The 11,817-nt window shown below is 70.9% G+C and carries 14 protein-coding genes; 9 read left to right on the top strand and 5 right to left on the bottom strand.

The window, feature by feature from the left end; genetic code table 11:
- The coding region (locus ACQKIP_RS26615; RefSeq protein ID WP_427744289.1) for an EamA family transporter at positions 1 to 320 on the top strand (320 nt) is incomplete at its 5' end.
- 60 nt (positions 321 to 380) lie between these two features.
- Here the strand turns inward: ACQKIP_RS26615 and ACQKIP_RS26610 are convergent.
- Both ACQKIP_RS26610 and ACQKIP_RS26605 read right to left on the bottom strand, forming a co-directional pair.
- Positions 381 to 1,016 carry an FMN-binding negative transcriptional regulator gene (locus ACQKIP_RS26610; protein WP_365866088.1) on the bottom strand — a complete coding sequence of 212 codons (636 nt, stop codon included), beginning with the start codon at positions 1,014 to 1,016 and terminating at the stop codon, positions 381 to 383.
- Positions 1,016 to 1,729, bottom strand: a complete 714-nt coding sequence (locus ACQKIP_RS26605; protein WP_365866090.1) for a pyridoxamine 5'-phosphate oxidase family protein — start codon at positions 1,727 to 1,729, stop codon at positions 1,016 to 1,018. Before ACQKIP_RS26605 ends, ACQKIP_RS26610 begins: the two co-directional genes overlap by 1 nt.
- A gap of 35 nt (positions 1,730 to 1,764) precedes the next feature.
- Here ACQKIP_RS26605 and ACQKIP_RS26600 point away from each other — a divergent pair, with 35 nt between their 5' ends.
- A complete protein-coding gene (locus ACQKIP_RS26600; protein WP_365866092.1) occupies positions 1,765 to 3,096 on the top strand; it encodes an aminotransferase class I/II-fold pyridoxal phosphate-dependent enzyme in 1,332 nt (443 codons plus the stop codon).
- A gap of 6 nt (positions 3,097 to 3,102) precedes the next feature.
- On the opposite strand, the gene ACQKIP_RS26595 is transcribed toward ACQKIP_RS26600, so the two are convergent.
- Positions 3,103 to 4,095, bottom strand: coding sequence for a DMT family transporter (locus tag ACQKIP_RS26595; RefSeq protein ID WP_365866093.1), 993 nt, complete (start codon positions 4,093 to 4,095; stop codon positions 3,103 to 3,105).
- Positions 4,096 to 4,170: 75 nt separating this feature from the next.
- Here ACQKIP_RS26595 and ACQKIP_RS26590 point away from each other — a divergent pair, with 75 nt between their 5' ends.
- Complete coding sequence (locus tag ACQKIP_RS26590) at positions 4,171 to 5,073, top strand: LysR family transcriptional regulator (protein WP_365866095.1); 903 nt, start codon at positions 4,171 to 4,173, stop codon at positions 5,071 to 5,073.
- Positions 5,074 to 5,110: 37 nt separating this feature from the next.
- On the opposite strand, the gene ACQKIP_RS26585 is transcribed toward ACQKIP_RS26590, so the two are convergent.
- On the bottom strand, positions 5,111 to 5,590 hold the full coding sequence (locus ACQKIP_RS26585) for a pyridoxamine 5'-phosphate oxidase family protein (RefSeq protein ID WP_365866097.1): 480 nt from the start codon (positions 5,588 to 5,590) through the stop codon (positions 5,111 to 5,113).
- A 185-nt stretch (positions 5,591 to 5,775) separates the two neighbouring features.
- On the opposite strand from ACQKIP_RS26585, the gene ACQKIP_RS26580 reads away from it, so the two are divergent.
- Positions 5,776 to 6,417, top strand: a complete 642-nt coding sequence (locus ACQKIP_RS26580; protein ID WP_365866099.1) for a cysteine hydrolase — start codon at positions 5,776 to 5,778, stop codon at positions 6,415 to 6,417.
- Position 6,418: 1 nt separating this feature from the next.
- On the opposite strand, the gene ACQKIP_RS26575 is transcribed toward ACQKIP_RS26580, so the two are convergent.
- Positions 6,419 to 6,898, bottom strand: coding sequence for a Rieske (2Fe-2S) protein (locus tag ACQKIP_RS26575; RefSeq protein ID WP_365866101.1), 480 nt, complete (start codon positions 6,896 to 6,898; stop codon positions 6,419 to 6,421).
- A gap of 90 nt (positions 6,899 to 6,988) precedes the next feature.
- Between ACQKIP_RS26575 and ACQKIP_RS26570 the strand changes: the two genes are divergently transcribed.
- The 5 genes from ACQKIP_RS26570 to ACQKIP_RS26550 all read left to right on the top strand — a co-directional run bounded on the left by ACQKIP_RS26570 (position 6,989) and on the right by ACQKIP_RS26550 (position 11,645).
- A complete protein-coding gene (locus tag ACQKIP_RS26570) occupies positions 6,989 to 7,780 on the top strand; it encodes a HipA family kinase (RefSeq protein ID WP_365866103.1) in 792 nt (263 codons plus the stop codon).
- Positions 7,777 to 8,193 carry a DUF3037 domain-containing protein gene (locus tag ACQKIP_RS26565; protein ID WP_427744284.1) on the top strand — a complete coding sequence of 139 codons (417 nt, stop codon included), beginning with the start codon at positions 7,777 to 7,779 and terminating at the stop codon, positions 8,191 to 8,193. Before ACQKIP_RS26570 ends, ACQKIP_RS26565 begins: the two co-directional genes overlap by 4 nt.
- Positions 8,194 to 8,328: 135 nt before the next feature.
- On the top strand, positions 8,329 to 9,090 hold the full coding sequence (fabG, locus tag ACQKIP_RS26560) for a 3-oxoacyl-ACP reductase FabG (RefSeq protein ID WP_361195395.1): 762 nt from the start codon (positions 8,329 to 8,331) through the stop codon (positions 9,088 to 9,090).
- Between the two features lie 24 nt (positions 9,091 to 9,114).
- The gene (locus ACQKIP_RS26555; RefSeq protein ID WP_365866107.1) at positions 9,115 to 9,870 is read left to right on the top strand and encodes an SDR family oxidoreductase; all 756 of its coding nucleotides are present in this window, start codon (positions 9,115 to 9,117) and stop codon (positions 9,868 to 9,870) included.
- A 164-nt stretch (positions 9,871 to 10,034) separates the two neighbouring features.
- Positions 10,035 to 11,645 carry an ABC transporter substrate-binding protein gene (locus ACQKIP_RS26550; RefSeq protein ID WP_427744291.1) on the top strand — a complete coding sequence of 537 codons (1,611 nt, stop codon included), beginning with the start codon at positions 10,035 to 10,037 and terminating at the stop codon, positions 11,643 to 11,645.
- Positions 11,646 to 11,817 lie beyond the last annotated feature (172 nt).

The raw sequence follows: 11,817 nt of genomic DNA, 5'->3' as shown, positions 1-11,817 counted from the left end.
GACTTGTTCCGCATACTGCGGACCCGGTGCGGACGGGTCTGTATCTGCTGTACATCGTGGTGATACCGACGGCGGTCGCCTACGCCCTCTACTTCGCGGGCGCCGCCGTCATCCGGTCGGCGACCGTCTCCGTGATCACGCTTCTGGAGCCGTTGAGCGCGGCGGTCATCGCGGTGCTGTTGCTGGGCGAGGCGCTGACGGCATCGACCGTGGCGGGCACCTTGCTGATGCTGGCCGCGGTTACCGGCCTTGCGGCCTCGGAGGCGGGGCTTGGGGGGCGGGGTCTCGCGGGGCGCCGTGGAGTGCGTGTGCCGTCCTGAGGCTGCGGGTGTGTGAGGGTTGTTCGCGCAGTTCCCCGCGCCCCTTACGGGGCGGGTCGGTCAGCGGCGGCGTAGTTGGTGGGCGTGTGCCGATGCGTCGCGGGGGCCGCTGCGGTTCGTGAGGGCCGTCGCGATCTGGTCCTGGATCTCCGGTGGCTTGTGATTGGCGTACTTGAACTTTGCCCGTACGTCCGTCACTTCCAGGCTCAGGGCCCGGATGCCGGAGAGCATGCGGCCGAACGGCGGCTCGCCCGGTGTGGCGGGGAGCGAGCCGCCGTCCGGCTGGAAGTGGGCGACCTGGCGGTTGAGGAGCTCTGCTTTCTCCGCCGGGTCGTCCACGATGCGGGCGGTGCAGCGGAGCTGGACGGCGGCGTAGAAGCTGGTCGGCACGCCGTGCTCGGGCGGGGTGTCCGGGGGCGCCTGCCAGGGGCCCGGCACGTACACGTAGTCGTCCACCACGCTGAGCAGCACCTCGGGGTCGGCTTCGAGCGCGGGCCACAGCGGGTTGGGGCGCGCCAGGTGGGTGATCACCCGGCCGTGCGCGCCGTGGCCGGCCTCGAAGGCGAAGTGGGCGGGCTGTACGTGCGGGGGCTCGCCGGGCAGGCCGTTGACGGCGAGCTGCCCGAAGTCGTGCGCCGCGAGCCACTGCTGCCACTCGGCGTCGGAGTGCGGGGCGTCCCAGGGGTGGATCAGCATCAGAGTTCGATGAGGTAGTCGGGGGTCTCGATGCCCGGGGCCAGGTCGCTCGACGGGACGAGGGGGTCGTGGCCCTTGCGCAGGGGGACGACGCCGGCCCAGTGGGGCAGGCCGAGGTCCTCGGGATCGTCGTTCGGGCCGCCGGTGCGCACCTTGGCGGAGACCGCGGCGAGGTCGAGGCTGAGCACGGCGGTGGCCGCGAGCTCCTTCGCGTTGGCCGGGCGGGAGTCCGCGGAGCGGCCCGGCACGACGTGGTCGACGAGCGCGTCGAGGGCGGCGCGCTTCTCCTCGGGGTCCGTGACCTGGTGGGCCGTGCCGTGGATCACCACGGAGCGGTAGTTGATCGAGTGGTGGAAGGCCGACCTGGCCAGGACGAGGCCGTCGACGTGCGTGACGGTCAGGCAGACCGCGAGGCCCGGGTCCTCCGCCTGCTGCCGCCGGGCGTCGCCCGCCATCCGCAGCGGCCGGGAACCCGTCGAACCGTGCACGTAGAGACGCTCGCCCACCCGGCCGTACAGCGTCGGCAGGACGACGGGGGCGCCGTCGCGCACGAAGCCGAGGTGGCAGACGTAGGCCTCGTCGAGTATCGCGTGCACCAACTCCTGGTCGTACGCGGCCCTGTCCCGCCCGCGGGTGGGGACGGTGAGGTCGGTCGGCGCGTACGCGGCGGTGTCGGCGGCGGTCTGGGTGCCGGCTTCGGATGCGACGCTCATTGCCTTCTCCATTGCACTAGTGCATAATCTGGTTTGTGCTAGGAGAGTATCGGATCGAAGGCCGGCGCGCAGCCGAGATCGCTGCCAGCGTGGAGCGCGCGGTGGGGGACGGAGGCCTGGAGCCAGGGCAACTCCTCCCGCCCATGCGGGAGTTGGCCGTGCGGCTCGGGGTGAATCCCAATACGGTGGCCGCCGCCTACCGCACGCTGCGGGAACGCGGAGTCATCGAGACGGCGGGGCGGCGCGGCAGCCGCGTACGCCCCAAGCCCGCCACGACGGCGCGCGAGCAGATCCGCGTGGACGTGCCGGCCGGTGTGCGGGACGTGTCGAACGGCAATCCGGACACGGCGCTGCTCCCCGCGCTCGCCGGGGCGTTCGCGGCGGCGGCCGCGGAGGGCGACCGGCACCCCGTGCTGTACGGGGAGGAGGCCGTCCACCCCGAAATGGCCCGCCACGCGCGCGTGGCCCTCGACGAGGACGGCGTGCCGGACGGCCCGGTCGCCGTCACCTCCGGGTCCCTCGACGCCATCGAGCGTGTCCTTGCCGCGCATCTCAAGCCCGGTGACGCGGTGGCGGTGGAGGACCCGGGCTGGGGCGCCCTGCTCGGTCTGATGCCGGTGCTCGGGCTGCGTACGGTGCCGGTGGGGGTCGACGACGACGGGCCGCTGCCCGCCGACGTCGAGCGGGCGCTGAGCGGCGGTGTCCGGGCGCTCGTCGTCACCGACCGCGCCCAGAACCCGACCGGCGCCGCGATCAGCGCCCCACGCGCGCGTGCCCTGCGCAAGGTGCTCTCCGCACACAAGGACGTGCTGCTCGTCGAGGACGACCACGGCCACGCCATCGTCGACCTGCCGCTGCACCCGCTGGCCGGCGTGACCCGCAGCTGGGCGTTCGTCCGCTCCACGGCCAAGGCGTACGGCCCCGACCTGCGGCTCGCCCTGCTCACCGGAGACGCCGTCACCGTCGACCGGGTCCTGGGGCGTCAGCGGCTCGGCCCGGGCTGGGTGAGCCATCTGTCCCAGCGTGCCGTGGTGCGTCTGTGGGCGGACGGCGCAGTCGACCCGGCCGAGGTGGCGGCGTCCTACGGCAAGCGGCGTGACGCCCTGATCGCCGCGCTCGCCGAGCGGGGCATCACCGCTCACGGGCGCAGCGGCATGAACGTATGGGTGCCGGTGCCGGACGAGACCGGCGCGGTCGCCAGGCTGCTGCACGCCGGGTGGGCGGTGGCTCCGGGTGCGCGCTTCCGGATCAGCGCGCGGCCAGGGGTGCGGATCACGGTGTCGACGCTGGGGGCCGGTGACATCGAGGCGGTGGCGGACGCCGTCGCCTCCGCCACCGGGCCCGCTCCGGCGCGGCGCTATGAATGAGCGGGGCTATGAGTGAGCGGGGCGTTCCCGCCTGCGGTCGCGTGGCCTGGACTGGGTGAGGGCCGCGCCCGCCAGGACGATCACCGCGCCGACCGGTGTCGACCAGCTCAGGGATTCGCCGAGCACGGCGACGCCCGCTGCGGTGGCGATGACCGGGACGAAGTAGGTGACCATCTGGGCCGTCGTCGGTCCGACCTCGGCGACGAGGCCGTACTGGATGAGGAAGGCGAGCCCGGTGCCGACGGCACCCAGTGCCACGATCGCGAGGAGCGGCACGACGGGGAAGTGCGTGGGCAAAGACGTGAACAGCGGGGTGACCACGGCCAGTTCGACGGTCGCGACCAGCAGCTGGGCGCCGGTCAGGGAGAGGTTGGAGTGGCCGGACCCGGCCAGGGTGCGCCGTACGTAGATCCAGCCGATCGGGTAGCTCAGCGAGGCGAGCAGCGCGAGCGCCGTGCCGCCGAAGTCCACGCCGTTGAAGCCCTGCCAGGCGCCGAGCACCGTGAGCACTCCGAGGAAGCCGATGCCCAGGCCCGCGACCCTGCGCCGCGTCGGACGGTCCTCGGAGAGCGCGACCAGGGAGAGCGCCATGCCCCACAGGGGCGAGGTCGCGTTGCAGATGCCGGCCAGCGTGGACGGGATCGTCAGCTCCGCGTACGCGAACAGCGAGAACGGCAGGGCGTTGAGGAACAGCGCCGCGACCGCGAGATGCGCCCACGTCCGTGCCCCGCGCGGCAGCCGCTCGCGCTTGGCCACGAGGGCGGCCGCGACGACCGCGGTGCCGAACACCAGGCGCCCCAGGGTGACCTGGAACGGTGCGTAGCCCTCCGTGCCCACCTTGATCAGCAGGAAGCTGAAGCCCCAGATCAGCGAGAGGACACCGAAGCGCAGGCGCCAGCCGAGAGCGCGGCGCCCCTTCGGATCGGCGGGGGCGGGGGCGGGGGCGGGTGCGAGGGCTGGGGCGGCGAGGGGGACCTGAGGGGTGCGGGTGACGCTCATGTACGTCACCCTGGAGCAGGGAAACCTCGTAGAACAAGCGAATTAAACTGCCCAATATCGCGTAGCATTGCTTACATGTTGAACCTGGAGCGGCTGCGCACCCTCGACGCCCTGGCCCGGCACGGCTCGGTCAGCGGCGCGGCCGCGGGGCTGCACGTCACGACATCGGCGGTCTCCCAGCAGATGACCAAGCTGGAGCGCGAGGTGGGCCAGCAACTCCTCGCCAAGAACGGCAGGGGAGTGCGCCTCACCGACGCCGGACGGCTGCTCGCCGAGCACGCCGCGCGCATCCTCTCCCAGGTGGAGCTCGCGCAGTCGGACCTGGAGGAGCAGCGCGGCAAGGCCGTCGGCGAGCTGCGGATCTCCGCGTTCCCCACGGCGATGCGCGGCCTGCTGCCCGCCACGCTCGGCGCCCTGCGGGCCGGGCATCCCGGGCTGCGCGTCCGCTCCCAGGAGCTCGAGCCGCAGCCGGCCGTGGCCGCCGTGCTGCGCGGCGACCTCGACATGGCGGTCGTCCTCGACTGGTACAACAAGCCGCTTCCGATGCCCGAAGGCCTGGTCAAAGCGTCTCTCCTGGACGACCCCGCCGACGTGGCCATGCCCGCGGCGCACCCCCTCGCCGACCGCGCCGAAGTGGACCTGGAGGAGTTCGCCGACGACGAGTGGATCACCTGGGCGGAGGGGGAGTTCTGCCACGAGTGGCTGATGTTCACGCTGCGCGCCAAGGGCATCGAGCCGCGGATCGCGCACCGCGCGGAGGAGCACCACACCCAGCTCGCCCTGGTGGCCGCGGGGCTCGGTGTGTGCGTGGCGCCGCAGTTGGGGCGTGATCCGATGCCTGCCGGGGTGCGGACGGTTCCGGTGCGGCACCGGGTGCACCGCCATGTGTACGCGGTGTGGCGCGCGGACGCGGACCGCCGGCCCTCGATCAGGGCGGCGGTCGAAGCGCTTCAGGAGGCAGGGGCCGGGGCGGTCTAGCTCTCGGGGGAGGGCCGGGGCCTGGCCGTGCGGGCGCTCAGGGGCGCGACTGAAGGCCCGCCAGTTTCCGGAAGTCCCAGGACGCGATCGCGTCGGGCGTGAGCCGGATCCACGCGTGCTTCCCGTCGTCCGGCATCGTGTCCATCCCGAAGTACTTCCGGGCGAAGAGCCGCTCGGGAGGGTCGAGTCCGGGGCGGGGCTCGCCCGCATGGGTCGCCTCGACGGAGAGGACCGCCGTCCCGGACAGCTCCACGCCGTGCAGCTCTGCGTACTCCACGCCGGAGTCGATCACCACGGCCATCCGCTGGTCTTTCCGCAGGTCCGCCCAGCGCTTGCTGCGGGTGATCGAATACAGCCACAGGGACGTGCCGTCCCAGGCGAACCAGAGCGCGCTGACGTGCGGGGCGCCGTCACCGGACACGGTCGCGACCCGGCAGGTGCGCTCCGCGGCGAGGAACGCGTCGAGCTCGTCCGGCGACATCATGATCCTGCGGCCCCGGCGCTGTGTGTCGGCCATCGGTCCTCCCGCGACAAGTGGAAAAGGTCGGCGCACCACGAGAACTGACAAACCGTCAGCTCTGGGTGCCAGGAAAGCATGCGGTCTCTTCCGCCCTGACGCAATGGCCGCTAACCTCCGCGCATCCCGCGCACCGGGCGCCGCGAAGGCTCCGGACGACCCGACCGACCCGGACAGGGGGAGCCATGCCGTCGTACGAACAGCTCAGGGAACTCCTCGATCCCGCCACCACCGTACTGATGACCGTCGAGTGCCAGCAGGGCGTGGTGGGCACCGAGAGCGCGCTGCCCGAACTCGCCGACGAGGCACGCTCGTCGGGCTGCCTCGCCAATGTCGCGCGGCTCGTCTCCGCCGCCCACCAGGCTGGGGTCCAGGTCCTGCACGCCGTCGCCGAACGGCGGCCCGACGGACGCGGCGCCAACCGCAACGCCCGCCTCTTCCGTGCCGCGGGCAAACTGCCCGTGCAGCAGCTCTCCGGCACCAAGGCGGTACGGATCGCGCCGCCCGTCGAGGTGGCCGACGAGGACTTCGTCGTACGGCGGCTGCACGGGCTCTCGCCCCTGGCGGGCACGGACGTCGACCCGCTGCTGCGCAACCTCGGGTGCCGCACCCTGATCGTGACCGGTGTGTCGGCGAACGTGGCGATACCGAACGCCGTCTTCGACGCCGTGAACCTCGGCTACACCGCCGTCGTGCCGTCGGACGCCATCGCGGGAGTCCCCTCCGACTATGCACCCGCGATGATCCGCAACACGCTCGCCCTGGTGGCCACCATCGCCACCACCGAGGACATCCTCGGCGGCTGGAAGCGCCCCCGGCCCGCTTGAGCTAGGCCAGTTTGATCGAGTCCCCGTCCACGGTGATCTCGGCGGCGGACAGCGGTTTCGGCGCCGGGGACGCCTGCACGCTCCCGTCGGCGATGGCGAACTTGCTGCCGTGACAGGGGCAGTTGATGGTGCCGCCCTCGACGCTGGTCACCGGGCACTGCTTGTGGGTGCAACGGTTGGAGAAGGCCTTGAACTCGCCCTCCGTCGGCTGCGTCACCACCACCCCCGCATCCTTGAAGATCTTGCCGCCGCCCACCGGGATCTCGGATGTCTTGGCGAGCACGGCCCCGGCGGCGCCGCCCCCGGCCTCCTTGCCGTCATCGCCGTCATCGGGTTTCTGCTCCGCGGCCGGGTCGGAGCCGTAACCGTCGTCGCTCTCGCCGCCGCAGGCCGCAAGGGCGGCGGCCAGACTGACGACGCCCGCCGCCGCGACGACCGAACGGCGGGACGGCACGGGCAGGTGTTCCTTCGAAATGGTCATGTCCGGTGGTACGAGGCCGCGCCCCGCTGTGTTCAAACGCGTCTGCACTTCTTGCGCGAGCCCCGTTCGGACCGGCATTAACCTGGGGCAATGCTCACCGAAGTCACCGCGGTCCGCTACGTCACGCCCTTGCGGGAGGGCGGATCGCTCCCCGGCCTCGTCGAGGCCGTCGACGGCCGGGGAACGTACGCGCCGTACGTCATGAAGTTCACCGGAGCCGGACAGGGCCGCAAGACGCTGGTCGCCGAAGTGATCTGCGGGCAGCTCGCGCGCGGCCTCGGCTTCCGGATGCCGGGCCTGACGACGATCGGGCTCGACCCGGTGCTCGGCCTCGGCGAGCCCGATCAGCAGGTGCAGGAGCTGCTCAAGTCGAGCGGCGGGCTGAATCTCGGGATGGAGTATCTCTCCGGGGCGCTGGGCTTCGACTCGCTCGCGTTCGACGTCGATCCGGCCGAGGCGGGCCGCATCGTGTGGTTCGACGCGCTGATCAACAACGTGGACCGCTCCTGGCGCAACCCGAACATGCTCGTCGCGGGCGGCGACCTGTGGCTCATCGACCACGGCGCGAGCATGATCTGGCACCACAACTGGCGCACCGCGGAGACCGCGGCCGCCAAACCGTACGACGCCTCCGATCACGCCCTCGCCCCGTTCGGCCCCGACGTCACCTCGGCCGCCGCCGAGCTCGCCCCGCTCGTCACCGAGGAGCTGCTCGCCGCCGCCGCGGCCGACGTGCCCGACGTATGGCTTGCGGACGAGCCGGGCTTCGAGAACCCCGACGCCGTGCGCCGCGCCTATGCGGCGGCGCTGCTGCCGCGCGCCAAGACCATTCACGAACGGATCCAGCTGCCCGAGCCGCAGCGGAAGGGCGCCACCCGGTGACCGAGCAGCCTTCGACCCAGCCGACCCCCTCCGGCCGCCGGGACGTCTTCGAGTACGCCTTGGTGCGCGTCGTGCCGCGGGTGGAGCGCGGCGAGCAGTTCAACGCGGGAGTGGTGGTCTACTGCCGGGCCAAGTCCTTCGTGGCCGCCCGTACGCATCTGGACGAGGCCAAGCTGCGCGCCCTGGACCCCGGAGCCGACCTCGGGGGCATCAGGGCCGCGCTCGGCGCCGTCGAGCGGATCTGCGCGGGCGGCGAAGCGGCCGGTCAGGCCGAGCGGGACGATGCCGGGCGGCGCTTTCGGTGGCTGTTCGCGCCGCGTTCGACCGTCGTACAGCCGGGGCCGGTGCACACGGGCCTCACGGCGGATCCTGCCGCAGAGGTGGACCGACTCCTCGACCTCCTGGTGAGGTAAAGAATCACAGCCCCCTGTGCGCCGTTGACACCGGGTGCCAGGGCTTCTAGCGTCTCGTTCAGCTGAAGGTACTAAGCGGTCGCTCACCATCGGGGCGTACCGTAGAGCCGCATCCCAAGGGCGAGGAGAACCAGCATGTCCACCACTGAGCAGCGCGTCGCGGTCGTGACCGGAGCAGCGCGAGGCATCGGCGCGGCGACCGCCGTACGTCTGGCCGCCGAAGGCCGCGCCGTCGCGGTGATCGACCTCGACGAGGCCGCCTGCAAGGACACCGTCGCGCAGATCACCGCTGCCGGTGGCAAGGCGATCGCCGTCGGCTGCGACGTGTCCGACGAGGCTCAGGTCGAGGCGGCCATCGCCCGGATCGCCGATGAGCTCGGCGCCCCCACGATCCTCGTGAACAACGCCGGTGTGCTCCGCGACAACCTCCTCTTCAAGATGAGCGCGAGCGACTGGGACACCGTCATGAACGTGCACCTGCGCGGCGCGTTCCTGATGTCCCGCGCGATCCAGAAGCACATGGTGGACGCCAAGTTCGGCCGGATCGTCAACCTCTCCTCGTCCTCCGCGCTCGGCAACCGCGGCCAGGTCAACTACGCGGCGGCCAAGGCGGGCCTCCAGGGCTTCACCAAGACCCTGGCCAAGGAGCTCGGCAAGTTCGGCGTCACCGCCAACTCCGTGGCCCCCGGCTTCATCGTCACCGAGATGACCAAGGCCACCGCCGACCGCGTCGGCATGGGCTTCGAGGACTTCCAGGCCGCTGCCGCCACGCAGATCCCGGTGCAGCGCGTCGGCCGCCCCGAGGACATCGCCAACGCCATCGCCTTCTTCACGGGCGACGCCGCGGGCTTCGTGTCCGGCCAGGTCATGTACGTGGCCGGCGGCCCGCTCAACTAGTTCTGTTCCCGGAGGGATGCGGAGATGACTGTGCAGGACAGCGGAAAGGCCGCGCTCGTCACGGGCGCGAGCCGGGGCATCGGCTACGGCGTCGCGGAGGCGCTCGTCGCCCGCGGTGACCGTGTGTGCATCACGGGACGCAACGAGGACGCGCTCAAGGAGGCCGTCGAGAAGCTCGGCTCCGACCGCGTCATCGGCGTCGCGGGCAAGGCCCACGACGAGGCCCACCAGGCGATCGCCGTCGAGCGCGCCATGGAGGCGTTCGGACGCGTCGACTTCTTGATCAACAACGCCGGTACGAACCCGGTGTTCGGACCGATGGCGGAGCTCGACCTCAACGTGGCGCGCAAGGTCTTCGAGACCAACGTGATCTCGGCGCTCGGCTTCGCCCAGCAGACCTGGAAGGCGTGGATGAGCGAGAACGGCGGTGCGATCGTGAACATCGCCTCCGTCGCGGGCGTCTCTCCCTCGCCGTTCATCGGCGCGTACGGCATGAGCAAGGCCGCCATGGTCAACCTCAGCCTGCAGCTGGCACACGAATTCGCGCCGAAGGTGAGGGTCAACTCGATCGCGCCCGCCGTGGTCAAGACCCAGTTCGCCAAGGCGCTGTACGAGGGTCGCGAGGAAGAGGCCGCGGCCGCGTACCCCCTGGGGCGGCTCGGTGTGCCCGAGGACATCGGGGGCGCGGCCGCGTTCCTCACCTCCAGCCAGTCCGACTGGGTCACGGGCCAGACACTCGTGGTCGATGGCGGCATCTTCCTCAATGCGGGCGTCGGCTGACGAAGGGCTGACAATCGCCAGGTACGCCCCTGAAAAGGGACGTACACCCGCATGAAGTGCCCCGTCGGCGCCGCAAGTTGGCTCGGCGGGGCATTGCGGTAGGGTCTGCCGACCCATGGCATGGCCGATCGAGGAGCGTGCGCGTGTTCAGTGAAGTTCGTCTGGTGGCGGCGGCGGGTCTGCGTGGCCTGGCCGGGCTGCCTCGCCGGGGCCTGCGGCCGGCCGCGGCGCTGGTGTCCATTTCCCTCATCTCGGGATGTGGCGTCCTTTCGTCGGACGATTCCGACGAGGAGCAGCAGATCACCGTCGGCACGATGAGTGCGCCCAGTACCCTCGATCCGGCGGCCGCCTGGGACAGCTCCTGGGAGCTGTACCGAAACGTCTTCCAGACGCTCCTGAGCTTCCCCAGCGGGGCGGCCGAGCCGGAGCCGGACGCGGCCGAGTCCTGCAAGTTCACCGACGGCTCGAACCAGGTCTTCACCTGTGAGCTGCGCGAGGACCTCAAGTTCTCCGACGGCCACGAGATGGACGCGCAGGCGGTCAAGTACACCTTCGACCGGATGCGGCGCATCGACGTGAAGGGCGGTCCCGCGGGGCTGCTCGGGTCGCTCGACTCGGTCGAGACCAAGGGCGACCGGACGGTTACGTTCCGCCTCAAGAAGCCGGACGCCACCTTCCCGTTCGTGCTCTCCACGCCCGCCATGTCGATCGTCGATCCCCGTGAGTACCCGGCGGACAAGCTCCGCGAGGGCTCCACGATCGCGGGCTCGGGGCCCTACTCCCTGAAGTCGTACCAGGCCGGCGAGCGGGCGGAGCTGGTCAAGAACACCAATTACAAGGGTGTGGCCGAGCGCAAGAACGACGCCGTCACCATCCGCTACTTCAAGAAGTCGGCCACCATGGTCGAGGCCCTGCGCGACAAGCAGATCGATGTCACTTTCCGCGGGCTCGCCTCCCAGGACGTCGTCGACATGCAGGCCAACAAGAACGCGCGCGAGGGCATCCAGCTCGTCGAGGGCTCGGGCACCGAGATCCGCTACCTGGTGTTCAACCCCGATGACCCGTGGGCCAGGAAGAAGCCGGTCCGCCAGGCCTTCGCCCAGGTCATCGACCGCCCCGCCATCGCACACAAGATCTACCAGGACACGGTGGAGCCGCTGTACTCGATGGTCCCCCAGGGGCTCACCGGGCACGGCACCGGCTTCTTCGACGACTACGGAGACCCCAGCGACTCCAAGGCCGCGAACATCCTGAAGAACGCGGGCATCAACCAGCCGGTGCCGCTCACCCTCTGGTACACGACCGACCGCTACGGCTCGGCGACCGAGGGGGAGTTCAAGGAGATCAAGCGGCAGCTCGAGGCCTCGGGACTCTTCAAGATCACGATCAAGGGCCGTCCCTGGACGGAGTTCGACGCGGGCACCAAGAAGCGCGAGTACCCGGTCTTCGGCCGAGGCTGGTTCCCCGACTTCCCCGACGCGGAGAACTTCATCGCGCCGTTCATCGGCGAGAAGAACGTGCTCAACACGCCCTATCCGTCGCGGGAGATCACCGACGAGGTGCTGCCGCGCTCACGCCGTGAGGCCGACCGCGGCGCGGTGGCCGACGACTTCGAGCAGGCCCAGAAGGTGCTCGTCGATGACGCCAGGCTGCTGCCGCTGTGGCAGGGCAAGCAGTACATCATGGCGAGTGAGGAGATCGCGGGCGGCGAACGCGCGCTCGACCCGTCGGCGATCATGATGATGTGGGAGCTGGAGCGCAAGACCAGCTGGTAGCGCAAGATCGCGGGCAGCGAGGCCGATTGTCAGTGGCCGCCGGTAGGTTCAGTGGTGAGAAGTGACCGCACACCGGAGGTTGTTGACGTGACGGACCCCTTGAACGCAGCCATGCTGCCCGCGTCCTGGCGCGGAGTCCTCGGCGAGGAGCTGCAGAAGCCCTACTTCAAGG

The organism is Streptomyces sp. NPDC059900, from assembly GCF_050270335.1.
Taxonomy (GTDB): Bacteria; Actinomycetota; Actinomycetes; order Streptomycetales; family Streptomycetaceae; genus Streptomyces.
The sequence above is the reverse complement of the archived record's forward strand: the minus strand, read 5'-3'. Positions and strand labels throughout refer to the sequence as shown.

What these genes read in the sequence shown, in the direction of transcription:
- fabG (WP_361195395.1), top strand. Translation starts at nt 8,329, where the DNA reads ATGTCCACCACTGAGCAGCGCGTCGCGGTCGTGACCGGAGCAGCGCGA.
- ACQKIP_RS26585 (WP_365866097.1), bottom strand. Translation starts at nt 5,590, where the DNA reads ATGGCCGACACACAGCGCCGGGGCCGCAGGATCATGATGTCGCCGGAC.
- ACQKIP_RS26590 (WP_365866095.1), top strand. Translation starts at nt 4,171, where the DNA reads ATGTTGAACCTGGAGCGGCTGCGCACCCTCGACGCCCTGGCCCGGCAC.
- ACQKIP_RS26575 (WP_365866101.1), bottom strand. Translation starts at nt 6,898, where the DNA reads ATGACCATTTCGAAGGAACACCTGCCCGTGCCGTCCCGCCGTTCGGTC.
- ACQKIP_RS26570 (WP_365866103.1), top strand. Translation starts at nt 6,989, where the DNA reads ATGCTCACCGAAGTCACCGCGGTCCGCTACGTCACGCCCTTGCGGGAG.
- ACQKIP_RS26595 (WP_365866093.1), bottom strand. Translation starts at nt 4,095, where the DNA reads ATGAGCGTCACCCGCACCCCTCAGGTCCCCCTCGCCGCCCCAGCCCTC.
- ACQKIP_RS26580 (WP_365866099.1), top strand. Translation starts at nt 5,776, where the DNA reads ATGCCGTCGTACGAACAGCTCAGGGAACTCCTCGATCCCGCCACCACC.
- ACQKIP_RS26555 (WP_365866107.1), top strand. Translation starts at nt 9,115, where the DNA reads ATGACTGTGCAGGACAGCGGAAAGGCCGCGCTCGTCACGGGCGCGAGC.
- ACQKIP_RS26610 (WP_365866088.1), bottom strand. Translation starts at nt 1,016, where the DNA reads ATGCTGATCCACCCCTGGGACGCCCCGCACTCCGACGCCGAGTGGCAG.
- ACQKIP_RS26605 (WP_365866090.1), bottom strand. Translation starts at nt 1,729, where the DNA reads ATGAGCGTCGCATCCGAAGCCGGCACCCAGACCGCCGCCGACACCGCC.